This window comes from Bradyrhizobium sp. WSM1743 (assembly GCF_000473065.1).
Taxonomy (GTDB): Bacteria; Pseudomonadota; Alphaproteobacteria; order Rhizobiales; family Xanthobacteraceae; genus Bradyrhizobium.
This window is the reverse complement of the sequence record NZ_AXAZ01000001.1, coordinates 384,637-410,064: the sequence shown is the minus strand read 5'-3', so window position 1 is coordinate 410,064 and position 25,428 is coordinate 384,637. Positions and strand designations below refer to the sequence as shown.

General features: G+C 64.6%; 24 protein-coding genes and 1 pseudogene. 13 read left to right on the top strand and 12 right to left on the bottom strand.

Annotated elements, in window-relative coordinates:
• Window positions 1–119: 119 nt before the first annotated feature.
• From YU9_RS0101965 to YU9_RS0101940, 6 genes are all read right to left on the bottom strand, one after another.
• Window positions 120–824 carry an ABC transporter ATP-binding protein gene (locus YU9_RS0101965; protein ID WP_027571264.1) on the bottom strand — a complete coding sequence of 235 codons (705 nt, stop codon included), beginning with the start codon at window positions 822–824 and terminating at the stop codon, window positions 120–122.
• Entirely contained in the window at window positions 808–1,539 is a 732-nt protein-coding gene (locus YU9_RS0101960) for an ABC transporter ATP-binding protein (RefSeq protein ID WP_027571263.1), read from the bottom strand. The genes YU9_RS0101965 and YU9_RS0101960 overlap by 17 nt, the downstream gene beginning before the upstream one ends.
• Entirely contained in the window at window positions 1,536–2,516 is a 981-nt protein-coding gene (locus YU9_RS0101955) for a branched-chain amino acid ABC transporter permease (protein ID WP_027571262.1), read from the bottom strand. The genes YU9_RS0101960 and YU9_RS0101955 overlap by 4 nt, the downstream gene beginning before the upstream one ends.
• Window positions 2,516–3,394, bottom strand: coding sequence for a branched-chain amino acid ABC transporter permease (locus tag YU9_RS0101950; RefSeq protein WP_027571261.1), 879 nt, complete (start codon window positions 3,392–3,394; stop codon window positions 2,516–2,518). The genes YU9_RS0101955 and YU9_RS0101950 overlap by 1 nt, the downstream gene beginning before the upstream one ends.
• A gap of 32 nt (window positions 3,395–3,426) precedes the next feature.
• A complete protein-coding gene (locus YU9_RS0101945) occupies window positions 3,427–4,671 on the bottom strand; it encodes an ABC transporter substrate-binding protein (RefSeq protein WP_027571260.1) in 1,245 nt (414 codons plus the stop codon).
• Between the two features lie 94 nt (window positions 4,672–4,765).
• Complete coding sequence (locus YU9_RS0101940; protein ID WP_027571259.1) at window positions 4,766–5,581, bottom strand: putative hydro-lyase; 816 nt, start codon at window positions 5,579–5,581, stop codon at window positions 4,766–4,768.
• A 120-nt stretch (window positions 5,582–5,701) separates the two neighbouring features.
• On the opposite strand from YU9_RS0101940, the gene YU9_RS0101935 reads away from it, so the two are divergent.
• From YU9_RS0101935 to YU9_RS0101915, 5 genes are all read left to right on the top strand, one after another.
• The gene (locus YU9_RS0101935; protein ID WP_027571258.1) at window positions 5,702–6,619 is read left to right on the top strand and encodes a LysR family transcriptional regulator; all 918 of its coding nucleotides are present in this window, start codon (window positions 5,702–5,704) and stop codon (window positions 6,617–6,619) included.
• Window positions 6,620–6,774: 155 nt separating this feature from the next.
• Window positions 6,775–8,025, top strand: a complete 1,251-nt coding sequence (locus tag YU9_RS0101930) for a Zn-dependent hydrolase (protein ID WP_027571257.1) — start codon at window positions 6,775–6,777, stop codon at window positions 8,023–8,025.
• A 12-nt stretch (window positions 8,026–8,037) separates the two neighbouring features.
• A complete protein-coding gene (locus tag YU9_RS0101925; RefSeq protein WP_027571256.1) occupies window positions 8,038–8,949 on the top strand; it encodes an NAD(P)-dependent oxidoreductase in 912 nt (303 codons plus the stop codon).
• Window positions 8,950–8,960: 11 nt separating this feature from the next.
• Complete coding sequence (locus YU9_RS0101920; protein ID WP_027571255.1) at window positions 8,961–10,034, top strand: malate/lactate/ureidoglycolate dehydrogenase; 1,074 nt, start codon at window positions 8,961–8,963, stop codon at window positions 10,032–10,034.
• Window positions 10,035–10,201: 167 nt separating this feature from the next.
• Window positions 10,202–10,843 (top strand): suppressor of fused domain protein, encoded by a 642-nt coding sequence (locus tag YU9_RS0101915; RefSeq protein WP_027571254.1) that lies wholly within the window; start codon window positions 10,202–10,204, stop codon window positions 10,841–10,843.
• Window positions 10,844–11,039: 196 nt separating this feature from the next.
• Here YU9_RS0101915 and YU9_RS0101910 read toward each other — a convergent pair whose 3' ends face one another.
• Window positions 11,040–12,113 carry a tartrate dehydrogenase gene (locus YU9_RS0101910; protein ID WP_027571253.1) on the bottom strand — a complete coding sequence of 358 codons (1,074 nt, stop codon included), beginning with the start codon at window positions 12,111–12,113 and terminating at the stop codon, window positions 11,040–11,042.
• 154 nt (window positions 12,114–12,267) lie between these two features.
• Between YU9_RS0101910 and YU9_RS0101905 the strand changes: the two genes are divergently transcribed.
• Both YU9_RS0101905 and YU9_RS0101900 read left to right on the top strand, forming a co-directional pair.
• Entirely contained in the window at window positions 12,268–13,044 is a 777-nt protein-coding gene (locus YU9_RS0101905) for an SDR family oxidoreductase (RefSeq protein ID WP_027571252.1), read from the top strand.
• A 124-nt stretch (window positions 13,045–13,168) separates the two neighbouring features.
• Window positions 13,169–14,587 (top strand): amidase, encoded by a 1,419-nt coding sequence (locus YU9_RS0101900; protein WP_027571251.1) that lies wholly within the window; start codon window positions 13,169–13,171, stop codon window positions 14,585–14,587.
• A 27-nt stretch (window positions 14,588–14,614) separates the two neighbouring features.
• Here YU9_RS0101900 and YU9_RS0101895 read toward each other — a convergent pair.
• From YU9_RS0101895 to YU9_RS0101880, 4 genes and pseudogenes are all read right to left on the bottom strand, one after another.
• A pseudogene (locus YU9_RS0101895) lies at window positions 14,615–14,982 on the bottom strand (molybdopterin cofactor-binding domain-containing protein); the annotation flags it as partial.
• 181 nt (window positions 14,983–15,163) lie between these two features.
• Window positions 15,164–16,600, bottom strand: coding sequence for a fibronectin type III domain-containing protein (locus YU9_RS40600; protein WP_051380302.1), 1,437 nt, complete (start codon window positions 16,598–16,600; stop codon window positions 15,164–15,166).
• 101 nt (window positions 16,601–16,701) lie between these two features.
• Window positions 16,702–17,811 (bottom strand): amino acid ABC transporter permease, encoded by a 1,110-nt coding sequence (locus YU9_RS0101885; protein WP_027571249.1) that lies wholly within the window; start codon window positions 17,809–17,811, stop codon window positions 16,702–16,704.
• Window positions 17,812–17,813: 2 nt separating this feature from the next.
• Window positions 17,814–18,998, bottom strand: a complete 1,185-nt coding sequence (locus YU9_RS0101880; RefSeq protein ID WP_027571248.1) for an amino acid ABC transporter permease — start codon at window positions 18,996–18,998, stop codon at window positions 17,814–17,816.
• 87 nt (window positions 18,999–19,085) lie between these two features.
• On the opposite strand from YU9_RS0101880, the gene YU9_RS0101875 reads away from it, so the two are divergent.
• The 4 genes from YU9_RS0101875 to YU9_RS0101860 all read left to right on the top strand — a co-directional run bounded on the left by YU9_RS0101875 (window position 19,086) and on the right by YU9_RS0101860 (window position 23,131).
• Window positions 19,086–19,958 carry a MurR/RpiR family transcriptional regulator gene (locus tag YU9_RS0101875; protein WP_027571247.1) on the top strand — a complete coding sequence of 291 codons (873 nt, stop codon included), beginning with the start codon at window positions 19,086–19,088 and terminating at the stop codon, window positions 19,956–19,958.
• 3 nt (window positions 19,959–19,961) lie between these two features.
• Window positions 19,962–21,311, top strand: a complete 1,350-nt coding sequence (locus tag YU9_RS0101870) for an aspartate aminotransferase family protein (RefSeq protein ID WP_027571246.1) — start codon at window positions 19,962–19,964, stop codon at window positions 21,309–21,311.
• 12 nt (window positions 21,312–21,323) lie between these two features.
• The gene (locus YU9_RS0101865) at window positions 21,324–22,337 is read left to right on the top strand and encodes an amino acid ABC transporter substrate-binding protein (RefSeq protein ID WP_027571245.1); all 1,014 of its coding nucleotides are present in this window, start codon (window positions 21,324–21,326) and stop codon (window positions 22,335–22,337) included.
• 143 nt (window positions 22,338–22,480) lie between these two features.
• Window positions 22,481–23,131, top strand: a complete 651-nt coding sequence (locus tag YU9_RS0101860) for an aspartate/glutamate racemase family protein (RefSeq protein WP_027571244.1) — start codon at window positions 22,481–22,483, stop codon at window positions 23,129–23,131.
• Here the strand turns inward: YU9_RS0101860 and YU9_RS0101855 are convergent.
• Window positions 23,128–23,775, bottom strand: a complete 648-nt coding sequence (locus YU9_RS0101855; RefSeq protein WP_027571243.1) for a TetR/AcrR family transcriptional regulator — start codon at window positions 23,773–23,775, stop codon at window positions 23,128–23,130. The genes YU9_RS0101860 and YU9_RS0101855 overlap by 4 nt on opposite strands.
• A gap of 137 nt (window positions 23,776–23,912) precedes the next feature.
• Here YU9_RS0101855 and YU9_RS0101850 point away from each other — a divergent pair, with 137 nt between their 5' ends.
• Window positions 23,913–24,122: a ferredoxin gene (locus tag YU9_RS0101850; RefSeq protein ID WP_027571242.1), complete on the top strand. Its 210-nt coding sequence runs from the start codon at window positions 23,913–23,915 to the stop codon at window positions 24,120–24,122.
• 58 nt (window positions 24,123–24,180) lie between these two features.
• Window positions 24,181–25,404, top strand: coding sequence for a cytochrome P450 (locus YU9_RS0101845; RefSeq protein ID WP_027571241.1), 1,224 nt, complete (start codon window positions 24,181–24,183; stop codon window positions 25,402–25,404).
• Window positions 25,405–25,428 lie beyond the last annotated feature (24 nt).

The window sequence follows — 25,428 nt, the reverse complement described above, 5'->3', positions numbered from 1 at the left end:
TACGCTCGCAATGACGGAGGACGTGGCAGCGCCTGTAGCCCGCATGAGCGAAGCGACATGCGGGACCAGCGGCCCCGGATATCGTTGCGCTCATCCGGGCTACGGCAGTGGGCTTGCGCCTACAGCCCCAGATACGCCTTCCTCACGTCCGGATTGCCCTTGATCTCCGCGGAGGGGCCCTGCATCAGCACGCGGCCGGTTTGCAGGATGTAGGCGCGGTCGGCGATCTCCAGGCACTCGGCCATGCGCTGCTCGACGATCAGCACGGTCATGCCGGCGTCGCGGATGCGCTTCACCGCCTGGAAGATCTCGTCCACCAGTTTTGGCATGATGCCTTGCGAGGGCTCGTCCAGCATCAACAGCCGCGGGCGCGTCATCAGGGCGCGGCCGATCGCGAGCATCTGCTGCTCGCCGCCAGAGAGCGTCTCGGCGCGCTGCTCGAGGCGTTCGGACAGGCGCGGAAACAGCTGGAAGACGAGATCGAGCGGCCCCTCGCGGTTCGCCTCGCCGCGATAGAGATAGCTGCCGAGGCGAAGATTGTCGCGCACGGACAGGCGCGGGAACAGGCGACGATTCTCTGGCACATAGGCGATGCCTGTTGCGGTGATGTGATGCTGCGCCAAGCCGTCGAGGCGCTTGCCGTCGAACGTCACCGAGCCCGCGCGCGGGCGTTCGGCGCCGGCGATGGATTTCAGCAGCGTCGACTTGCCCGCGCCGTTGGCGCCGGCGACGCAGACGATCTCGCCCTTCTGTACCTCGATCGAAACCGCGGAGATAGCAACCAGCCCCTGATAGGCGGTGGTGACTTCACGCACCGACAGCATGACGATCTCCCAGATATGCCTTGATCACCTTGGGATCGCGCACGACGTCGGCGGGCTTGCCCTCGGCCAGCACCTTGCCGAGGTCGAGCACGATGGCGCGGTCGACCAGCGGCATCACGATCTCCATGACGTGCTCGACCATCAACACGGTGATGCCGGAATCGCGCACCTTGCGCACCAGCGCCACGCCGGTCTGCGCCTCGGTCGGCGTCAGGCCGGTGAGGACCTCGTCGAGCAGCAGCAGCTTCGGCTCCGTTGCGAGCGCCCGCGCGACTTCGAGACGGCGCTTCTCGGCCGGCACGAGGTCGCTGGCGAGCACGTCGGCACGCGCGGCGAGGCCGGTAAACTCCAGCACCTCATGCGCCTTGCGGCGGGCCTCGCGCATCACGGTGTTGCGCACGAGAGCCCCGACGATGACGTTGTCGATGACCGTCATGGTCTCGAAGCTCTTGACCACCTGGAAGGTGCGCCCGATGCCGCGCTGGCAGCGCGCGGCCGCCGGCAGATTGGTGACGTCCTCGCCGTCGAAGACGATCGAGCCCTGGGTTGGCGGCAACACGCCGGCGATCAGGTTGAACAGCGTCGACTTTCCGGCGCCGTTCGGACCAATCAGGCCGACGATCTCGCCGCGCCCAACGGAGATCGAGACGTCGCTGTTGGCGATCAGGCCGCCGAAGCGCTGCCAGACGCCGCGGGTTTCCAGGAGCGCCGTCATCGCGTGGCCTCCTTGCGCCGCCGCGAGAACAGGCCGACCAGCCCTTCCGGCCGCGCGAGTGCGATCAGGACGATCAGCGCGCCGTAGACGATGAGGTCGACGCCGCGGCCGGAGCCGCCGATATAGGAGCGCGTCAACTCGGTGATCGGGATCAGGATGACGGCGCCGAGCATCGGTCCCCACAGCGTGCCGATGCCGCCGAGCACTGCCGGCAACGCCATCAAGAGCGAGAACTGGAAGCCCATGACGCTTCCGGGATCGATGTAGGAAACGAACTGCGCATAGAAGCTGCCGCCGACCGCGACCAGGAAGGCGGAGACCGCCGCCGCGCCCATCTTCGAATTGAACACGACGACGCCGAGGCTCTCGGCCGCCTGCGGATTGTCTTTCACCGCGCGCCACCAATAGCCCCATTTGGAATCTTCCAGCCACCAGGTGACGAACCAGGCGACGCAGGCGAGCACCAGCGCGAAGTAGAAGTATGGCAGTTTCGAGCGCGTGAACTGGAATTTAAGCCAGCTGTCGCCGCGCACGGGAATGTCGATGCCGAGGGCCGCGCCGGCCCAATCCCAGTTCTGGATCAGCAGCAATCCGATCTCGGCGATCACGATGGTGGCGATCGCAAAGTAGTGGCCGCCGAGGCGGAAGCAGGGATAGCCGAGCGCCATCGCGATTGCGGCGGAGATCAGCCCGCCGGCGATCATGCCGAACCACGGCAGCACGCCGAACTTGGTGAACAGCAGCGCGGTGGTGTAGGCACCGAGCCCGAAATACAGCGCGTGTCCGAGCGATATCTGCCCGCAATAGCCGGACAGGATGTTCCAGCTCTGCGACAACGCCGCGTACATCAGCGTCAGCACCATGATGTTCTGGACGTAGACGTCCTTGACGAACAGCGGCACGATCGCGGCGACGGCCGCGAGACCGGCGGCGGTGATGAGGTCGCGGCGGCGCCGCGCGACGAATTGCTTGTCCATCACATCGACCCGAACAGGCCACGCGGCCGAATGAACACGACGAGCAGATAGACCGCGTAAATACCGACCGACTTCAACGATGGCGGCAGGATCAACGCAGTGGTGGCTTCGACCAGGCCGACGACGATGCCGCCGGCAAAGGCGCCGAACACGCTGCCAAAGCCGCCGAGCGCCACTGTGACATAGGCGATCAGCGCAAAGGACGCGCCGACGTCGGGATAGATGTAGAAGAAGGTCGCCATGATGGCGCCGGCAAGCCCGACCAGCGCACCGCCGAGGCCCCAGCCGAGCGCGAACACGCGGTTCTTGTCGATGCCGACGAGGGCCACCGCGCCGGGATCTTCACGGGTCGCTTCGAGCGCGCGGCCGAAATCGGTGCGGTTGATGAATAGATAGAGCCCGCCGAACGCGGCGATCGCGACCAGCGCGCCGAACAGCTGCGGCTGCGGCAGGTAGATCCCGGCGACCGATACCGTCTTGCCGCCGAGCCATGAGTTGGGAACGCTGCGGTAGTCGGCGGTGAAGAACAGCTGCGCTAGGCCCCGCATCACGATCGCGAGGCCGAAGGTGGCGAAGATCTGCACCATGCCGACATTGGCCTTGGCACGCATCGCAAACCGCACGATCAGGAGATAGACCGCCGCCCCCAGGACAAACAGGGCAGCGGCGGCCAGCGGCGCCGACAGCAGTGGATCGATCGCGAAGAACGTGAACAGGAAGAATGTCACGTACATCGCCAGCATCAGGAATTCGCCATGGGCGAAGTTGACGACGTCCATCAGGCCAAAGATCAACGCCAGGCCGACGGCGATCAGTCCGTAAAGCAGCCCCATCAGCAGGCCGCTCGCGAGACTCTGGATAATCGTTTCAGCTGTCACGTCGCTTCGTCCCCCGCCCGCAACCTGATCGCTTACTTCATCGGCCAAATTGCATCCGCCACCGCCGCCTGCGACGGGAAGACGGTGACGAACTTGCCGCCGACATATTGCAGCAGGACCGGATCGGCATCGTTGTTCTGGCCCGACTCGTCGAACTTGACGCGCTTCCAGGGCATGATGGTCTGGTCGCCCGGCATCTCGGTCGCGGCCAGCGCGTCACGGATCTTCTCGCCGTCGGTCGATTTGGCGCGGTTGATAGCGTCCGCCATGATGATCATGGCCATAAACTGCCGCGACGTGTTGTCGTTGAGGTCCTTGCCCGACTTGGCCTTGAATAGGTCGTTGATCTTGCCGACCATCGGCCGCTTGGCGGCGAGATCGAGCGAGAAGCTGCCGCGGGTGATCGCACCCTCGAGCTTGTCGCCAACGGCGTCGTAGAGCGCTTTCTCGGAGAAGCCGGCCGCCTGGGCCACGATCGCGTTCGGCTTGTAGCCGAGCTCGGCCATGGTCTTGACCAGCAGGATGCCGTCCGTGGTGTAGCTCGACGGCATTAGCACGTCGGCATTGGCAGCCTTGAGCTGCTGTACCTCGGCCGACAGCGACGGCGAGTTGGCGCGGTACTTGATGTCGGCGACGATCTTGTAGCCGCGCTCGGTCGCGAGCTTGGTCTGGGCGTTGGCGGAGTCGGTGCCGAAGATGGTGTCTTCGTGGAACAGCGCCAGCGTCTGCGCCTTGGCGCCCTTCTTCTTCATCGCATCGAGGAAGTCGAACATCCCGGCCGAAAACATCTCGTCATGCGGCGAGGCGCGGAAGTAATATTTCAGACCGCGGCGATGCAGGCTCGGCGAGGAGTTGTCCGCCGACATGAACGGAATCTGGTAGCGTTCGCAGATTTGGCTGATCGTCACCGCGACCGCGCTTTGATAGGAACCGAGGATGGCGCAAACCTTTTCCTGCGTGATCAGCCGCTCGGCTTCGGCGCGCCCCTTCTGCGGATCGCCCTGGGTGTCGGCATAGACAATACGGATCTTGGCACCGCCGAGGCCGGGCAAACCTACGCCCTTCGCGAGCGGAAGCTCGAAGTCCTGGTCGTTATTGATGATGTCGATCGCGGTCTCGAAAGCACGCTGCGCATCGACACCCACCTGCGCGCCGGAGCCCGACAGGGGATAGGTTGCGCCAATCACCACCTCAGACGTTTGCGCGCGCGCAGCTAGCGGCAGCAGCGCAGCGGCGGCGGTGGCTCCGAGCAGTACGTCGCGGCGAGTCATCGTCATTGGCTAAGGTCCCCTGTTATCCGATTTTTTGCGCGTATCGAATGAAGCGATTGGCAAAGAGCGTAAAGCCCGAAGAAGCAGCAAACGCTGCCTACTAAATCACGGCCATGTTTCTGTTTTTCAGATCGGTCACCAGCATCAGGCCGGGCGAATGCGTGATCGCGAACGGCAGCTTCGCTGCGTTGATAACCGATTGCGGCGTCACGCCGCAGGCCCAGAATACCGGAATCTCGTCTTCGGCGACAGGTACGGGGTCGCCGTAGTCGGGCTTGGCGATGTCCTTGATGCCGATCAGGTGCGGATGGCCGAGATGCACGGGCGCACCGTGCACTGCGGGATAGCGCGAGGTGATCTGCACCGCGCGGATCGCATCGGCCGGCTTGAACGGACGCATGGATACCACCATGGGGCCGGCGAACGGACCGGCCTCGCCGCAGGCGATGTTAGTGCGGTACATCGGCACGCGCACGTTCTTTTCGATGTGGCGGATCGGCATGCCCTCCTCGAGCAGCGCCTCCTCGAACGAGAACGAGCAACCGAGCACGAACGTGACGAGATCGTCGCGCCAGTAGCTCTTCACGTCGGTCGGCTCGTCGACGACTTCGCCGTCGCGCCAGACGCGGTAGCGGGGAACGTCGGTGCGGATGTCGAGATCGGCGCCGAGCGAGGGGATGAAAGGGCTGCCGACGGCGGACATGCCGATGATCGGGCACGGTTTCGGATTGAGCTGGCAGAAGCGGTGAAAGGCGCCGGCATATTCCGCCGGCAGGATCGCCAGATTGCCCTGAACGTAGCCGGCGGCCACGCCGGCGGTGGAGGCGACCAGCCCCTCGCGGTAGGCGAGCCGAGCCTTGCGGCTCGGAAGGGCATCGGGCGTTTCAGTTTGCTGCGCTGCCACCAAAACAGTCATGTGATCGACCTGCCTATAAACTCGACAAAGACAAGCCAACACCAAGCGTGCTATAATGTCTAATCTTCGTTTCTAATCAATCTCGATAAATCTGATTTATCGATTGGGAAAATCGTTCCAATGCTGGACTTCAGGTCGATCGAGACGTTCCTGTGGGTTGTGAAGCTCGGAAGCTTCCGCGGCGCCGCGCAAAGGCTCAACACCACCCAGCCGGCGATCTCCCAGCGCATCGCCCAGCTCGAGCGCGAGATGGGCGTGAAGCTCCTGAACCGCGATCATCGCATCGCTTCGCCGACGCCGAGCGGCCGGCAGATGATGGTCTATGCGGAGAAGCTGATCGGCCTGCGCGCCGCGATGATGGCGGAGATCGGCGACCGCTCGGCGATGCGCGGCGTGATGCGGCTCGGCGTCGCGGAGACCATCGTGCACACCTGGCTGCCGCGGCTCGTCAAGAGCGTGAACGAGGTCTATCCGAACCTGTCGCTGGAGATCGAGGTCGACATCACGCCGAACCTCACCGCGCGCCTGCTCGCGCAGGAGATCGAGCTCGCCTTCGTCGTCGGGCCGCTGTCCGCTTCCGGCGTGCACAACCGCGTGCTCGCCGACTACCCGATCGGCTTCCTCGCGAGCCCCGCGCTGGGGCTCGGCAAGGGCCCGCTGACGTCGGCGGAGCTCGCGCGGTTTCCGATCATCACCTTCCCGCGCAAGACCAAGCCTTACGAGGTCGTGCGCGAGGTGTTCGACCGGCCGGAGCTGCCGCCGATCCGCCTGCATGCCTCCGCCTCGCTGGCGACCGTCATCCATATGGCGGTCGAGGGACTCGGCATCGCCGTGATCCCCGACGCCATCGTCGAGAACGAGCTTGCCGACGGCCGGCTGCAACTGCTCGACACCGATCTCGCGATCGCGCCGCTGACCTTCACCGCGAGCTGGCTCGCCTCGCCCGACGTCGTCGCCGTGGAGCGCGTCGCCGAGCTTGCACGGCAGATTGCGCAGAGCAGCCTCGCGGTTGACGCGCCCGCGCAGGCGCGTCATTGAAAAAGGCGCCGGACAACCTTTTCCTTTTCCCGTCATTCCGGGATGGTGCGTAAGCACCAGACCCGGAATCTCGAGATTCCGGGTTCGATGCTCCAGGCCGCGCTTTGCGGTCCTGTCGCATCGCCCCGGAATGACAGATTAAAATGGACTGACGCATGAGCCGAGCCGCCACCAATCTACAAATCGATTCCGCCCGCCTGTGGGGCTCCATCCACGAGACCGCGCAGTTCGGCGCGACCGCCAAGGGCGGCGTGCGGCGGCTGACGCTCAGCAGCGAAGACAAGCAGGTGCGCGACTGGTTCCGCAAGGCCTGCGAGGATGCCGGACTGGAAGTCCACGTCGACGCGCTCGGCTCCATGTTCGGCCTTCGCAAGGGCCGCGACATGTCGAAGCCGCCTGTCGGCATCGGCTCGCATCTCGACACCCAGCCGACCGGTGGCAAATATGACGGGATCCTGGGAACGCTCGGCGCGCTGGAAGTGATCCGCACGCTGAATGATGCCGGCATCGAGACCGAGGCGCCGATCTGCGTCGTCAACTGGACCAACGAGGAAGGCTCGCGTTTCGCACCTGCGATGATGGCCTCCGCCGCCTATGTCGGCGACTTCACCACCGACGACATTTTGTCGCGCAAGGACGCCGAAGGCATGACCGTCGGCCAAGCGCTCGACAGCATCGGGTATCGCGGCGACAAGCCGGTCGGCTTCCAGAAGCTCGGCTGCTTCGTCGAGCTGCACATCGAGCAGGGGCCAATTCTGGAAGCGGAAGGCAAGACCATCGGCGTTGTCGATTCCGGCCAGGGCGTATTGTGGTACGACGGCAAGATTTCCGGCTTCGAGAGTCATGCGGGTTCGACCCCGATGCCGCTGCGGCGCGATGCGCTGGCGACACTGTCGGAGATCGTGCTGGCGATGGAAGCGATTGCCAAGAAGCATGGGCCCAACGCGGTCGGCACCATCGGCGAGGCCGTGATCGCAAATCCCTCGCGCAACGTCATTCCCGGCGAGATCGCCTTCACCATGGACTGCCGCAGTGCCGATGGCGGGATCATGGACGCGCTCGATCGCGATCTTCGGGCGGCGATCACCGAGATCGCCGCGCGCCGCAAGGTCGAGGTCAAGATCGATCTGGTCTGGCGCAAGCCACCGACGCATTTCGATCCGAAGCTGATTGCGGCAGTCGAGAACGCCGCGAAGACGCTCGGCTATTCCTCTCGCCGCATCACCTCCGGCGCCGGCCACGACGCCTGCAACCTCAACACAATCATGCCGGCCGCGATGGTGTTCGTGCCCTGCAAGGACGGCATCAGCCATAACGAGCTGGAGGATGCGACGCAAGGCGACTGCGCCGCGGGCACCAATGTCCTCATGCATACCGTGCTGGCGATCGCCGGCGTCGCGTCCTGACCGGAGAGAGCCATGCGCGGAGTTTTCGTCGACGCCAATGAAGCCCTCGCGGCGATCATGGAGCGGCTAACGAGGCCCGGCGACCCCAAGGTCCGGATCCACAGGGACCCTGATATCAAGCCCGAGCAATACCCTGAGATCCTCGACGGCGCCGAGATCGCCATCGTCGACCACACCGCGCTGCCGACCGATGTCGCAAAGAAGTGCGCCGGCTTGAAGCACGTCGTGTTCCTCGGCACCGGCGCGCGCAGCTACATGAACCCGGAGGAGCTTAGTCAGCTCGGCATCTCCGTCCATCTGATCAAGGGCTATGGCGACACGGCGGTTGCCGAATCCGCGATCGCGCTGATGTGGGCCTCGGCCCGCGTCATCGCGATGATGGACCGCGAGATGCGGGCCGGGAACTGGCTGCGCGAAGACGGCATGCAGCTCACCGGCAAGACCCTCGGCCTGATCGGCTTCGGCGGCATCGCCGCCGAAGTTGCGCGCATTGCCAGCGGCAGCGGCATGAAGGTGATCGCCTGGAACCGCTCGACCAAGAGCTATCCGGGCGTCGAATTCACCGACCTCGACACGGTGCTGGCCAAAAGCGACGTCGTCTCGCTGCACCTGCTGCTCAATGACGAGACGCGCGGCATGATCACGCGCGAGAAGATCTTTGCGATGAAGCATGGTGTCATCCTCGTCAACACCGCCCGTGCCGCTGTTGTCGACGAGGCCGCCATGATCGACGCACTGAAATCCGGCCACATTCGCCATGCCGGCCTCGATGTCTTCAACATCGAGCCGTTGCCCGGCGACCATCCGCTGACGAAGCTGCCGAACGTGACGCTGTCGGCGCATTCGGCGTTCCGCACGCCGGAGGCGAGCGAAAACCTGATTGAAGCGGCGTTGGTCCACTGCCGCCGGATCGTGAAAGGATAAGAGCAACAACAATGGCCGACTATCGCACCATCAAGGCAGAGCCGCTCACCAACGCCATCCGCGCCATCGTCAAGGCCGGCGGCTCCTCGGACCGCGAAGCCGAGCTCGTGTCCACCAATCTCGTCGAGGCCAATCTGAAGGGACACGACTCCCATGGCGTCGGCATGATCCCGCGCTATGTCCAGAGCGTCACCAATGGCGGCCTCGCCGTGAACCAGCACGTCAAGATCGTGCTCGACACGGGTCCGCTCCTCACCCTCGACGGCCTCACCGGCTATGGCCAGGTGATCGGCCATGAAGCGATGGAGCTGGCGGCCGAGCGCGCCAAGCGCAACGGCGTGTGTCTCGTCGGCCTCTCCAACTCGCACCACATCGGCCGCATCGGCCACTGGGCCGAACAGTGCATCGACCACGGGCTGGTCTCGATCCACTTCGTCAACGTGATCTCGCGTCCGATCGTGGCGCCCTGGGGCGGCAGCGATGCGCGCCACGGCACCAACCCGTTCTGCGTCGCCATCCCGCGCACGGGCAAGGACCCGATCGTGCTCGACTTCGCCACCAGCAGGATCGCGCAGGGCAAGACCCGCGTCGCCCACAACAAGGGCGTCGAGCTGGAGCCCGGCACCATCATCGACAATGAAGGCAACCCAACGGTCAATCCGCGCTACACCGTGATCCCGCCGTACGGCGCCATCCTGCCGTTCGGCGAGCATAAGGGGTCGGGCCTCGCGTTGGTCTGCGAAATCCTCGGCGGCGCACTCTCCGGCGGTCAGGTGGTCAAGGGCCCGTCCGACGGCAAGTACAATGTCCTCAACGGCATGCTGTCGATCATCATCGACCCGACCAAGCTCGGCACCGGTGAAAACCTCGCACGCGAAGTCGAGAGCTTCGTCGCCTGGCACACCGGCTCGCCGCCTGCCCCCGGCGTCGACAAGGTCAGAATCGCCGGCGAGCCCGAGCGCGAGACCAAGAAGAAGCGCCTGGCCGAAGGCATTCCGGTCGATCCGAACACCTGGCAGGAGATTCTGGAGGCCGGGAAGAAGTTCGGGTTGGATCAGGCGGCGATCGAGAAGATCGCGGGTTGATCGGAACGAGGCGCGTTCCTCGGCGTCGCCTCGCTCCTCATGACCAATCGCGCAAGAGAAGCTGGACGGCGGCGAAATGTCGACGTGCTCGCGGGAGGGGTTTGAACCGCCCCGCATGACCTTGCGACAACGCGGATATCCCGACCACATCCGCCCCCGAGGTTCACATGCTCTCCCGTCTCGCAAAGTTCGTGTCCGGCTCAAACCGGCCGTCGCCCGGATCCGATCTCTACCAGCAACGGCTCGCCGTCTATGAGAGCGAGCTCGGCGAGCCTGAGCGCACATTCACGGACTACGCAGAGCGCCGCATCGACATCCACGCCTTCGGCCGCGATTTCGTCCCGGTCTGTCAGGAGGGCTCCGACGAAGGTTATGTCCTTCTGACCAACGGCATGAGCGAGCAACGGATGCACGGCGTCCCCGGGGACGCAAAGCCTCGCGCCGAGCTGATGTGGTATGTCCGCGAGCCGACGGAAGAGGTTTGCGCCAATCTGCGCTGGCTGGCCAATCTTCCGTTCGTCGACACGACCTGGTTCGGCTTCGGACATCGCGTCGCGCTTCCGTGGCCGCCGGTTGCAGGAACGGACTTCCAGACGTTCCTGTTTCTCACACCGATCATCGGCCCCGACAAGGAGATCGCCGAGGCGCTGAAGATCGCGGGCGATCCCGTGGAGATTTTGACCGTGAACCTGATCTCGCATCAGGAGCTTGCGCTGATTAAGTCCGAAGGGCTGGATCCCTTCCTCGATCTACTCGATGACAACGACTATCCGCCGATCTTCGATCCGGCGCGGAAGTCGTATGTTTGAGGCGTAGGCCAAAAGCACTGCTGCCCTTCCCTTCTCCCCTTGTGGGAGGTGGCGCGAAGCGCCGGATGAGGGGTTCTCTCCGCGAGCAATTTTACGAGTGATAGGTCTGCATCTGCGGAAACAGACCCCTCACCCGTCTTCGATGCTTCGCATCGAAGCCACCCTCTCCCGCAAGGGGAGAGGGTGAAGCGGCGAACTAGTCCACCATATCCGCAACCGCCTTGCCGCAGGCGGTCGTGTCGGCATTGCCGCCGAGATCCTTCGTGCGCAGCGTGCGCTCGGCCAGCGTGCGCTCGATTGCCTCGACGATCGATTTTCCCGCTTCCTTCTCGCCGAGATGCTCGAACATCATCGCGCCCGACCAGATCATGCCGATCGGGTTGGCGATGCCCTGCCCCGCGATGTCAGGCGCCGAGCCGTGAACCGGCTCGAACACCGAGGGGAAATCACCCTCGGGGTTGATGTTGCCGGACGGCGCGATGCCGATCGTACCGGTGCAGGCCGGGCCGAGGTCGGAGAGGATGTCGCCGAACAGGTTCGAGCCGACCACGACGTCGAACCAATCCGGATGCAGCACGAAATTCGCCGTGAGGATGTCGATGTGGTACTTGTCCCACTTCACGCCCGGAAACTTCTTGGCCATCGCTTCCACGCGCTCGTCCCAATAGGGCATGGTGATCGAGATGCCGTTGGACTTGGTCGCCGAGGTCAGGTGCTTCTTCGGCCGCGACTGCGCGAGCTCGAAGGCGAATTTCAGGATGCGATCGACGCCGGTGCGGGTCATCACTGTCTGCTGCGTCACGAACTCGCGGTCGGTGTCGGGGAACATGCGGCCGCCGACCGAGGAATATTCGCCTTCCGTGTTCTCGCGCACCACCCAGAAATCGATGTCGCCGGGCTTGCGGCCCGCCAGCGGCGACGGCACGCCGGGCATCAGCCGCACCGGGCGAAGATTCACATACTGGTCGAACTCGCGGCGGAACTTGATCAGCGAGCCCCACAGCGAGACGTGGTCCGGAATCTTGGCCGGCCAGCCGACCGCGCCGAAATAGATCGCATCGTGCTTGCCGATCTTCTCCTTCCAGTCATCAGGCATCATCTGGCCGTGCTTCTCGTAATAGTCGTAAGACGAGAAGTCGAAATGGTCAAAATGCACGGAGACGCCGTGCTTCTTCGCCGCCGCCTCCAGAACGCGCAGGCCTTCCGGCATGACTTCCTTGCCGATGCCGTCGCCGGGAATGACCGCGATCCGGTATTGTTTCTTGCTCATCGAGAACGTCCTTAATTGGTCCGGCAGCCGCCGCGTTTTGACCGCACTGCAATGGACCAAACGCGGCGGCAGTGCAACGCTGCACTGCAATGTTGACCATGGCGCGGCCGAGCGCCTACTGATTTGATCCTGTTCCCACGAACGAGTACCCCTCATGGATCTGCATCTGCGTGGCAAGCGCGTCCTGATCACCGGCGCGTCCAAGGGCATTGGCGCAGCCGCCGCCGAGGCGTTTGCCGAGGAAGGCGCGCATCTCCTGCTGGCGGCCCGCAGCGGCGAAGCGCTGAAGCCGCTGGCTGACCGCTTGCGCGCAGCGCACCAGATCGACGCTACGACCAGCATCGTCGACCTGCGCAAGCCTGAGGACGTGGCGCGGCTCGCCAAGGAAGCTGTCGACATTGACGTGCTGGTCAACAACGCCGGCGACATCCCCGGCGGCTCGATCGACAAGATCGACGAAGCGATCTGGCGGCACGCCTGGGAATTGAAGGTGTTCGGCTATATCAACCTGACGCGGTACATCTATGCCCAGATGAAAGCGAAGGGCGGCGGCGTCATCGTCAACGACATCGGCGCCGCCGGCGAAAAGTTCGACGCCAACTACATCTGCGGCAGCGCCGGCAATGCGGCGCTGATGGCGTTCACGCGTGCGCTCGGCGGCAAGAGCCTCGCCCACAACATCCGCGTCGTCGGCATCAATCCCGGCCCCGTCGGCACCGACCGCCATGTCACCCTGCTCAAGACGCGGGCGATGCACGAGTTCGGCGACGAGAGCCGCTACAAGGAATTCCAGAAGAGCCTGCCGCTCGGCCGGCCTGCGCATGCGCGCGAGATCGGCGACCTCATGGCGTTCCTGGCGTCAGATCGCGCCGGCTATACCTCGGGCGTGATCTACACGGTCGACGGCGGCATCAGCGCGGGATGGGGTTAGAATTTCTCCGTCATTGCGAGCGAAGCGAAGCAATCCAGAACTGGCTCTGCGGCAACGGCCAGGATTGCTTCGTCGCTTCGCTCCTCGCAATGACGAGCTTAGAATACGCATAGGAGTAAGATACTTGTCTCAAGACCTGATCCGCGAAACAGCATGCGCCGTCGTCGACAAGCTGCGCTCCGGCGACGTCTCGCCGCTCGAGCTCCTGGACGTGCTGGAGAAGCGCGTCGGTGAGGTCGATGGCAACGTGAACGCGCTGCCGATCCTGTGCTTCGATCGCGCGCGGGATAGCGCCAAGGCGCTGATGCGGAAGCCGGCCGGGGCGCGCGGGCTGCTCGCAGGGCTGCCGGTCCCGATCAAGGATCTGACCGACGTTGCAGGCGTCTTGAACACGCAGGGCTCGCCAATCTTCAAGGACAACATCCCCGCGAAATCCGACCTCATGGTCGAGAACCTCGAAGCCAACGGCGCGGTGGTCTACGCAAAATCCAACACGCCCGAGTTCGGCGCCGGCGCCAACACGTTCAACGAGGTGTTCGGCGCGACGCTCAATCCCTGGGATACGACGAAATCGGCAGCGGGCTCCTCCGGCGGCGCCGCGGTGGCACTCGCGACCGGCATGGCCTGGCTCGCCCAGGGCTCCGACATGGGCGGGTCCTTGCGCAGCCCGGCGGCGTTCTGCGGCGTCGTCGGCATGCGGCCGAGCATCGGCCGAGTCGCGCATACGCCCAAGTCAGGTATCGATCGCAATCTCGGCGTGGTCGGCCCGATGGCGCGCAACGTCGAGGATCTCGCGCTGCTGCTGGATGCCATGAGCGGCGACTACGCGGACGATCCGCTGTCGCTGCCGGCCCCCGCAACCTCGTTCCTGTCGGCGGCACAGGCGGGCAAGAAACCGAAGCGCATCGCCTACTCGCCCGATCTCGGCATCACGCCGGTCGATCCCGAAGTGAAGGCGATCACGCGCAAGGCCGCCGAACGTTTCGCGGAGGCCGGAGCCATCGTGGAGGAGGCGCATCCGGACTGGCGCGAGGCGCATCAGTGCTTTCATGTGCTGCGCGCCTTCGATTTCGCGATCACCAAGGCCAATCTGCTGCGCACCAAGCGCGACCTGCTCAAGCCCGAGGTGATCTGGAACATCGAGGAAGGCCTCAAGCTCACGGTCGAGCAGCTCGCGCGCGCCGAGGCGCAACGCGTCGGCATGACCGCGCGGGCGGTCGAATTCTTCAAGAGCTACGATCTGCTGCTGGTGCCGACCACGATCGTGCCGCCCTTCCCGATCGAATACCGCTACGTTGCCGAATGCGCCGGCAAAAGGTTCGAGAACTACATCGAATGGCTCGGCATCGTCTACGCCATCACGCTCGCCTGCTGCCCCTCGCTGTCGCTGCCGTGCGGTTTCACGGCATCGGGCCTGCCGGTCGGCGTGCAGGTGGTCGGCGCGCCGCGCGCCGATGCGCAGGTGATCGCCGGGGCGAAGGTGCTGGAGGATATTCTGGGCCTGCGCGGCACGACGCCGATCGATCCGAAGGTGAAGGTATAAGGGGAGCGGCGCGGCAGACGCGGCGCCTCAGCTGGCCCCGAACTTCATCTTCGACAGCGGCAGGCTGCGGATGCGCTGGCCCGTCAATGCGGCAACCGCATTGGCCACCGCCGGCGGCACGCCGGGCAGCCCCGGCTCGCCGATGCCGCCCATCGGCGAACCGCTTTCGACGATGCGGACGTGGACACGTGGCATGCGGTCCGGTGGCAGGATCGGGTAGCCGTCGAAGTTGCGCGCCTGCGGCACGCCCTTGGCATAGACGACTTTCTCCAGCAGCACCGAGGACAGGCCGAGCGCAATGGCCAAATTGACCTGCGCCTCGATGATGCCGGGGTTGACGATGCGGCCCGGGTCGATCGCCACCAGACGTCGTGCACGGTGACCGCGCCCGGTCGCGCTGGAAATGCCAGACACACCGTCTGACAAGAGACGACCCTTAACGCGGTTCCGCCGGATAACCGGCTCAATTTCGCATGGAGTTATGAGCTGTATTGATAAATCGCGGGTGAGCGCGGCACGACCTCCCGTCGCACCCTGCCAGTCATCGCGCGGCACGCAGGACGGTTGCTCGGTTCGCTATTTGGCGATCGGGCAGGAACCGGGATCATCGCAGCGAGGAGGTGTCGATCGCGTCGTGCCGGTCGCATCGTCGGAGCTCGGGCCCGCCGCCCCGTTCAGAACGACCGAGACACGCCATCGATATGTTGTTTGCGGCGTCAGGCCGGAATCCCCAAAGCTCGCTCCTGTCACGTCGCCAATCGCCTGGAACGCGCCATCTGGCCCCGCACGTGAAACCCGGTAGGTTGTGACGTCGTCCCCTGGAGACCAGGCCAGGTCAGCGCCGCTATCCGACGTATCGATCACCGTGAGCGACTGCGGTGCCGATAGCGACGGCGCGGTCGCCCCGGCGGGCGCCGCGGCCCCGGCCGTGAGCGCATCCAGCATCGCCTTGATCGCCTTGATTTGCGATCCGGACTTCGTCACGTAGCTATCCTGATGGTCGACGTAGCTCCACCAATCCCAACAGGCCTGCGGATTGCTTGGCCAGTATGGGCTGGTCTTCGTCTGCGGATAGAGGATGATCAGGTGGTTCGTGTCCGCCCACTCATTGTAGCCTGCCTCATCCACGAATCTGCGTCCGATATCGGCGACGTCCTGCTTGCATCCGTGGAGCGCGACGTGGACGCGACACGGACTGCCCTGCTCGCAATCCTGAGGTACGAACACATAGCCGGTATCGCCCATGCTCAGCGCGTCGGGCAGATGCGGCGTGGTATAGATCGATTGATCAAAGCTCTTCACCGAGCCTGCAAGCTGCGCGGGACTGGGCGGATTCAGGCGGCCGTAAATATGCTGCAGGATGACGCCGGCCTGGTCATAGCCGCATTGGTCGATATAGGGCTCCGTGTTGGCCTTGCAGTCGTTGAGCCCGGGTACGCCCTGTTTCGTCACGACGAACGAGTGGCCCGCGCCGAGCGTGGCCTGATAGAACAAGTTGCCGCGATTGGCATCCCCCAGATAGTGGCGATAGAAATCGGCGGCTGCATCGGTCGTGGCCTTGTCGACGATCGCGTCATTGTAGCCGTGAAAGAGATAGATCTTCTGCCTGCCGACATTGCTGAGGGGGTCGATCTCGCCCGCTGCGGCCTTCGCGTCGGCCTTTGCCGTAAACTCCTTCGTATCCAGATCTGACGCCGGCCCTTTCATGCATGCACCCGTGGCACGCCAGATCGGCCCCCAGTACCAGGTGGCGGCGTCGAGCGCGTCCGCCTTCGCGCACCAGTAAGGGCCGCCTGCGACCACGCCGACGCCCTTGATCACCGACGACCACGCCGTGCCGAACTGAACGGCCATGAACGCGCCCGACGAAATTCCCGAAATCGAACTCTCACCGATCGGCGCGCGATAGCGCCGTAACCCCTCGGCGGCACACGATGACACGCCGAGAGTGGTTGTGATGATCAGGACGCAGATCAGGGCGGCGGTGAATTGCCGCAAAACGGCCACGCGCATGACAGCCTCGCCAAATCGACCGCAGGAGCAACCTCTGGTATTACAGCCCAAGATCGGCAATCGGCGCAAGCGCAAACAAGCGGCACCAAACGAGGGAATCGTCACTTCGGCGTTGTCGGCGCCTCGAGGCTCCGGCTGTAGCGCGACATCGCGAAGCAAAAGACAAAATAGATCGCGGCGACGAAGATGTAGACCTCGACTGAAAACTGCTGCCAGGCGGGATCGATGATCGCGGTCTTTGCCGTCGTCAGCAGGTCGAAGATGCCGATGATCAGCACGAGACTGGTGTCCTTGAAGAAGGCGATGAAGGTGTTGACCAGCGGCGGGATGACATGGCGGATCGCCTGCGGCAGGACGATCAGCCGGTGCTTGCGCCAGTAGGACAGGCCCAGCGCGTCTGCGGCTTCATACTGCCCGCGCGGCACGGCCTGAAGCCCGCCGCGGATGACTTCCGCGAGATAGGCGCCGGCGAACAGGATGATCGCGATCTGCGCGCGCAGCAGCTTGTCGATGTTGAATCCGGCGGGCATGAACAGCGGAAACATCACGCTTGCCATGAACAACAGGCTCACCAGCGGCACGCCGCGGATCAGCTCGACATAGAGCACGCTGAGCGAGCGGATCGCAGGCAGCTTCGAGCGCCGGCCGAGCGCGACCAGGATGCCGAGCGGAAAGCCGAAGGCGAGACCAAACGTCGCCAGGATCAGCGTCACCGGCAGTCCGCCCCAGCGGTCCTGCGAGACGAAGGACAGGCCGAACACGCCGCCCCACATCAGAACGCTGATCAGCGCCAGCGCACCGATCCAGAGGAAAACGAGCTCGCGCCGCCATAGCGCGCGGCGGGTCGAGAGGTAGTACAGCGCGATGAACAGCACGACCGACAGCGCGGGCCGCCACTGCTCGTTGAACGGATAGGTGCCGAACAGGATGAAGCGATATTTCTCGGGGATGATCGCCCAGCAGGCGCCGACGCCACGCACGGCGCGGCAGGCGCTGGAATCGTGCGCCGGCGTCAGCCACACCGCGTTCGCCATGCCCCATTGCACGAAGCTGAGGATGCCCTTGGCGAGCAGCGCCAGCAGCACGACCGTGAGAATGCCGTTGGGAATTGACGAGAACAGGTTGGTGCGCAGCCAACGCAGCACCGGATTGCCAAGCTGCGGACGACGGGCAGCACGGGGAGCCTCCGGAATGTCCGTGATCGCGGTCATGATCAGCGCTCCACTAGCGCGATGCGCGCATTGTACCAGTTCATGAAGAAGCTAATCGAAAGGCTGATGGTCAGGAACACCGCCATGATCAGCGCGATGGCTTCGATCGCCTGCCCGGTCTGGTTCAGCGTGGTGTTGGCAATCGAGACCACGTCCTGATAGCCGATCGCGACCGCGAGCGAGGAGTTCTTGGTCAGATTGAGATACTGGCTCGTCATCGGCGGCACGATGACGCGCAGCGCCTGTGGCAGAATGATCTGCCGCAGCATGAAACTGCGGCGCAGGCCGAGCGCGTTGGCAGCATCCCATTGCCCGCGCGGCACCGACTGGATGCCGCTGCGGACGATCTCGGCAATGAAGGCCGAGGTGTAGGTGACGAGCGCGATCAGCAACGCGAAATATTCCGGCGCGAGCGTCAGGCCGCCGACGAAGTTGAAGCCGCGCAGCTGCGGCCATTCGATCGACCAGGACACGCCGAGCGCGAGCGAGACCGCCACCGGCATCACGACGATGAGGCCGAGCGCAAACGACCAGGCCGGCCGCGGCCTGCCGTCGCGCATCTGCTGCGCGACCAACCATCGCCGGATGACATAGAACACTGCGCAACCCAGCACCGCAGTGCCGAGCACCGCGAGCTGCGGCGGCCCGAACGGGATCGCCGGCAGGATCAGGCCGCGATTGGAGAGGAATACACCCTCGATCGGCCGCCACGCGGCGCGTGCGGCCGGCAGAGCCTGCATCAACACGTACCAGAACAGGAGTTGGAGCAGCAGCGGGATGTCGCGGAGCGTTTCGACATAGACGGCGGCAAGCCGCGACAGCAGCCAGTTGGCCGACAGCCTTGAGATCCCGATCAGGGTGCCCAAGATCGTCGCGAGCACGATGCCGATCACGGCGACGCGCAAAGTGTTAGCGATGCCGACGACGAACGCCCAGAAATAGGTGTCCCTGGGATTGTAGGCGAGCAGGCTGTCGGCAATCGGCATCCCCGCCTCTCGGCCGAGAAAGGCAAAGCCGGTGGTGATGCGGCGGGCTGACAGGTTGGTGACGGTGTTGGACCAGAGAAAGGCGATCACTGCGACCGCGATCCCGACCACCAGCACCTGCCAGAACAAGCCCTGCAATTCGTTGCGCCCGAGCGCAAAGAAGCGGCGGCGCGGCGGCAGTCTGGGATGATCGGCGGTCACAGCACAAAAATCCTTCTCAAATGCAGCGATTTCCGGCGGCGCACGTCAAGTGTTGCACCAAACTTAAATTCATGCAACGAATGTTTCATGGCTGAGCCCGCGAAATCCTCGCCCCTGAGCGAACTGCGCATCGCATTGCCATCGCTCCCCCTGCGTTTGCAGGAGGTCGGACGCTTCGTCGCCGCCAATGATTACGACGCCACCACCCGCTCGATGCGCGATCTCGCGGCCGAAGCCGGCGCCGATCCAGCCGCGTTCACGCGGCTTGCCAAGGCGATCGGCTATTCTGGCTGGGACGAGCTGCGCGCGGCGCTGACCGAGGCACGGCGGCCGTCGCAGACCGCACCCTTCTCCGGCCGCACAAAAGGCCGGCGCCATGGGCCGAACGCCGATGTCGCACTTATCATCGACAAGCTCGAGGCCGAGGCCGCCGGCCTTCCGCGCATCCCCGCACAGCCGATCGCCGAAGCAGCGCGCGCGCTGCACGACGCAAAGCGAATCTGGATCGCAGGCTATCGAAGCTGCCGCAGCGTTGCGGAGTTGCTGAATTACGAGTTGCGTTTGTTCCGGCCCGAACAGGTGCAGCTCGTCGGCGCGTCCGGGCCCGACGACCTAGATCTCGGTGCGTTCCGGCCCGGCGAGGCCGTCATCGTCATCGGCTTCCTGCCTTACACACATGCGAGCGTCCGCGTCGCGCAAGCCGCTCATCGCAGCGGCGCAACGCTGATCGCAATCGCAGACAGCATCTCGGCGCCGATGGCCGAGGGCGCCGACCACGTGCTGCTGTTCGAGGCGGCATCATCGCCCGGCTTCTTCCCGAGCCTCACCGGCGCCATCGCAATCGCCCAGTCGCTCGCTGCGGTGACGTTCTCGCTCGGCGGTACGGCCGCCAAGAAACGTCTGGAGAATACCGAAGCGCGGCTTACTGCGGCCTCGACTTACGTCTCGGAGAAAGGTTGATCCATGGCCGCTCGCACCAGCCGCGTGCTGCATCGCTCGCTCCGCGAAACGCCGCCCAAGGCAATCGGTGGCGAAGGCGTTTATCTCTTCGCCGAGGACGGCCGGCGCATCATCGATGCCTCTGGCGGCGCGGCGGTCTCCTGCCTCGGCCACCACCATCCGCGCGTGATCGCGGCGATGGCAAAGCAGGCGTCCACTCTCGCCTATGCGCATACTGCTTTCTTCTCCTCCGAGCCGGCGGAAGCACTCGCCGAAGCGCTAGTGGGACACGAGCCCGGCGGTCTCGCCTACACCTATTTCGTCAGCGGTGGATCGGAGGCGATCGAGGCCAGCATCAAACTGGCGCGGCAATATTTCATCGAGCGCGGCGAGCCGCAGCGGCAACACTTCATCGCTAGGCGGCAGAGTTATCACGGCAACACGCTCGGCGCGCTCGCTGCCGGAGGTAACGCCTGGCGCCGCGCGCCCTATGCGCCGCTGCTCTCGACCGCTTTCAGCCACGTGACGCCGGCCTTCGCCTATCACGAAAAGCGCGAGGGCGAGTCGGATGCACAGTTCGTCGCGCGCCTCGCCGCCGAGCTCGAGGCCGAGTTTCAGCGGCTCGGACCCGACACCGTGGCGGCGTTCCTCGCCGAGCCCGTTGTCGGCGCCACGGCCGGCGCAGTGACCGCACCGGACGGCTATTTCAAGGCGGTGCGCGAGATCTGCGATCGGCACGGCGCGCTGCTCATCCTCGACGAGGTCATGTGTGGCATGGGCCGCACCGGCACGACGCATGCCTGGGAGCAGGAGGGCGTGGCGCCTGATATCCAGGCGATCGCGAAGGGGCTCGGCGGCGGCTATCAGCCGATCGGTGCGATGCTCGCAAGCGGCAAGATCGTCGACACCATCCGTTCGGGCTCGGGCGCATTCCAGCACGGCCACACTTATCTTGCACACCCCCTCGCCTGCGCGGCCGCGCTCGCGGTGCAGGACGTGATCCGGCAGGACGGCCTGCTCGAACAAGTCAAGGAGCGCGGCCGGCAGCTCGAGCAGCGGCTGACCGAGCGTTTCGGCAATCACCGTCATGTCGGCGATATCAGGGGCCGTGGCCTGTTCCGGGCGATCGAGCTCGTGGCCGATCGTGCCAGCCGCACCTCGTTCGATCCCGGGCTCAAGCTGCACCAGAAGATCAAGGCCGAGGCCTTCGCGAACGGGCTCGGATGTTATCCCGGTGGCGGCACAGTCGATGGTGTGCGCGGCGACCACGTGCTGCTGGCGCCGCCCTATATCGCTTCCGCAGCCGAGATCGACCTGATCGTCGACAAGCTCGGCACGGCCGTCGACAACGTGTTGCGTAGTGTCAATCACTGAGGGGAGAGTCACATGATGAGGAAAGTGGTTATCGCAGCGAGCGTGCTCGCGGCATCGACGGTCGTCGCATCGGCGGCGACGCTCGACACGGTGAAGAGCCGCGGCACGCTGGTATGCGGCGTCAGCGCCGGCTTTGCCGGCTTCTCCGCTCCGGACTCGCAGGGCAATTACAAGGGCCTCGACGTCGACTATTGCCGCGCGCTCGCGGCCGGGGTGCTCGGCGACCCCACCAAGGTGCGCTACGTCTCGCTGACGGCGCAGAACCGCTTCACCGCCCTGCAATCGGGCGAGATCGACGTGCTCTACCGCAACTCGACGCAGACATATTTGCGCGGCGTGACGCTGGGGCTGCGCCAGGGTCCGATCAACTTCTACGACGGCCAGGGTTTTGTGGTGAAGAAGGACCTCGGCGTGAAGGAGCTGAAAGACCTCAAGGGCGCCACCGTCTGCGTCGCGCAAGGAACCACGCACGAAGTCACCCTCGGCGATTACGGCCGCGCCAACGGCATCGACTGGAAGCCGCTGGTGTTCGATCGCGTCGACACCATGTACCAAACCTTCTTCGGCGGCCGCTGCGATGCCATGACCCAGGACGCTTCCGCGCTGGCCGGCGCGGTGACCACCGCGGCGCCGAACCCGGCCGACTACGTCGTGCTGTCGCAGACCATCAGCAAGGAGCCGCTCGGCCCCTTTACCCGCAATGGCGACGAAGTCTGGAGCGACATTATCACCTGGCTGCATTACGGCCTGATCGAGGCCGAGGAGCTCGGCGTCACGCAAGCTAATGTCGAGGAGATGACGAAGTCGCAGATGCCCGCGATCCAGCGGCTGCTCGGTGCCTCTGGCGACCTCGGGTCGCGGCTCGGGCTCGACAACAAATGGTTGGTCACCGCGATCAAGGCCGGCGGCAACTACGGTGAGATCTACGAGCGCAATGTCGGCAAAGCGAGCCCGCTCAAGCTCGATCGCGGCCTCAACGGTCTCTGGAGCAAGGGCGGCCTGATGTACGCCATTCCGTTCAAGTAAAGGCGTCCTGTGTCCCGGACGCGCTGCAGCGAGCAACGCTGCTGCGCAGATCCGGGACCCGGAGGCCAGGATGGGCCCGGGCTCTGCAGCGCAATACTACGCATTGCGCTGCGTCCGGGGCACGAGACCAGTAGACACCTTCAATGACGACGCCCCCTCGCATCGCCCTCATCCACGCTCTCAAGCACTCCATCGCGCCGATCGAAGCGGCGTTTGCGAAGGCGTGGCCAGAAGCGCGGCTGATGAACCTGCTCGATGACAGCCTTTCGGCGGATCTGGCGCGCGACGGTTCGCTCACCGATACCATGACCGAGCGCTTCCTCGCGCTCGGCGATTACGCGGCGGCGACGGGAGCGGATGGAATCTTGTTCACTTGCTCCGCCTTCGGCCCCTGCATCGAGGCGGTCGCGCGCGCGCATGCGCCGATGCCGGTGCTGAAGCCGAACGAGGCCATGATCGAGAGAGCGGTGACCATGGGTCAGCGCATCAGCCTGCTCTCGACCTTTCCGCCGACGCTGGCGTCGATGCCGCCCGAGTTTCCCGCTTCGGTCCAAATCGTGCCGAAACTTGCCGAAGGCGCGCTGGCCGCGCTCGACCGCGGCGACCGCGCCACGCATGACCGGCTGATCGTCGAAGCGTCAAAGGACCTCCGCGATTGCGACGTCATCGCGCTCGCGCAATTCAGCATTGCGGCGACTGCGCCGCTGGTTGCGGAGGCCACCGGCCGTCCCGTCGTGACGACGCCGGACAGCGCCGTCGACAAGCTGATGAGACTGCTGAAGGGGAAGGCCTAAGCGCCGGCCTTTGTCCGACGTCGCGCATCCTTGATCGCGACCGCAAGCGCAGCCTTCGTCTCGTTGACGAAATCCTCGACCAGCTCCTCGCGCGTGGCGTGCGCCGCCTCGCCGGTGAACAGGCCCTGTTCGGCCAGCATCACAACGCCGTGCAGCGCCGCCCAGATCTTGAGCGCCTGGCGTTCGCGCAAGTAGCCGACAGCGGGCGCTTCCAAAGCTTCGATCACGAGCGCAAAGGTCTCCCGCGTCGCCTCGTGCAGCTCGCTGCCCTTGGCCGCGCAGGACACCGTGCGCGAAGCGAACATCAAGCGGTAGATGCCATTGCGGCGCAGACCGAAATCGAGCGTCGCCTGCGCTAATCGCGAGAGTTTTGACTGCTTCGACGGCTTTGCCATCGCCTCGCGCAGAAGCGCCGAGAGCTGCCGGAATGCCTCCGCAGTGACTGCCGCCAGCAGCGCCTCGCGGTCGGCAAAATGCCGGTATGGCGCCGGCTGCGAGACGCCGAGCTTCTTTGCAAGCGCCTTGATGCTGATCGCCTCGGCGCCGCCCTGCTCTGCCTCGTGCAGCGCGGCCTTGATCAACGCATCGCGAAGATCGCCATGGTGGTAGGTCTTCTCGGGTTTGCGGGCGAGTTGTGAACGCATGTCGAGGCGAAGCCTATAAGTTTGCGCTTGACAGGGGAAGCCTGTCGCGAATGTAATAGCATATAACTTAAATAGAATTCAGATGAGGAAACGCGCCGCCTTCGGGCCCTCGCGCGCACACGACCAAGGAAGCCGCAATGGCAGAGCGATTGAAGGTTCACGTCAATCCCGACAAATGCCAGGGCCATGCCCGCTGCAAGGCACTCGCGCCGGAACTTTTCGAGCTCGACGAATATGGCAACGCGCACGAAGCTGGCGACGGCACTGTCCCGCCGGGGCTGGAAGACAAGGCCTGGCTTGCCAAGTCCAATTGTCCTGAAATCGCAATCGACGTGATCGAGGAGTAGCGCGGCCGCTGCCGTCCCGCGTGCTTTTCAGCGAACACGAGCCAAGGGATTCCCTGCCATGTCCGACGTCAACCAGCCCGCTGCTCATCCGCCCGTGACCGACTGGGTCCACGATTTCGACCACACCGATCCACAATGGACGGACGACCCTTTCCCGATCTGGGACGAGCTGCGCGCCGTAAGTCCCGTGGTGCACACGGAACGCTTCCTCGGCTGCTACCTGCCGACGACCTATGAAGCCGTGCGCGAGATCGCCAACGACACCGAGCATTTCTCCTCACGCCGGATCATCGTCCGCGACGTGCGGCCGGAAATCACCAGCAAGAACGCCGCCCCGCCCATCACCTCCGATCCGCCCCAGCACAAACCGGCCAAGCAATTGCTGCTGCCGCCGTTCACGCCGGATGCGATGAAGAAGCTCGAGCCGCGGGTCCGCACCATCTGCAACGAGCTGATCGATGACTTCATCGCCGCAAAGAGCGTGGACGCTGCGGCGCGCTACACGAAACACATTCCGGTGCGCGCGATCGCGCATATGCTCGGCATTCCCGAGAGCGACAGCGAGCTCTTCATCAACTGGATCCATATGATCCTGGAGCTCGGCATCAAGGACGAGAGCAAGCTGCTCCAGGCCGTGCAGGAGATGAGCGCCTATTTCAGCGGCCACATCGAAGCGCGCAAGAGCAAGCCCACCGACGACCTGATCTCCTACCTGATGAATGCCAGGGACAAGGACGGCAATCCGCTCGAGGACACCCACGTGCTGGGCTCGCTGCGCCTGCTGCTGATCGCCGGCATCGACACCACCTGGAGCGCGATCGGCTCCTCGCTCTGGCATCTTGCGAAGACGTCGGCCGATCGCGAGCGGCTGATCGCCGAGCCCGGGCTGATCCCGACCGCGGTGGAGGAGCTGTTGCGCGTCTATTCGCCGGTGACGATGGCGCGCGAGGTGGTCAAGGAGACGACGATTTCGGGCTGCCCGGTCAAGCCGGGCAACATGGTGCTGCTGTCCTTCCCGGTCGCCAACCGCGATCCCAAGATGTTTCCGGACGCTGACAAAGTCGTGATCGACCGACGCGAGAATCGCCACGCGGCCTTCGGCCTCGGCATCCATCGCTGCATCGGTTCCAACCTTGCGCGCATGGAAATGCAGGTTGCATTGGAGGAATGGCTGAAGCGGATTCCCGACTTCCGGCTCGATCCGGCAGGCGCGGTGACTTGGTCACAGGGCACCGTGAGGGGCCCCCGCCAGTTGCCATTTTTGCTCGGAAAGGCGATGTAGGCCTCTCCAGCAGAGATACAGAGA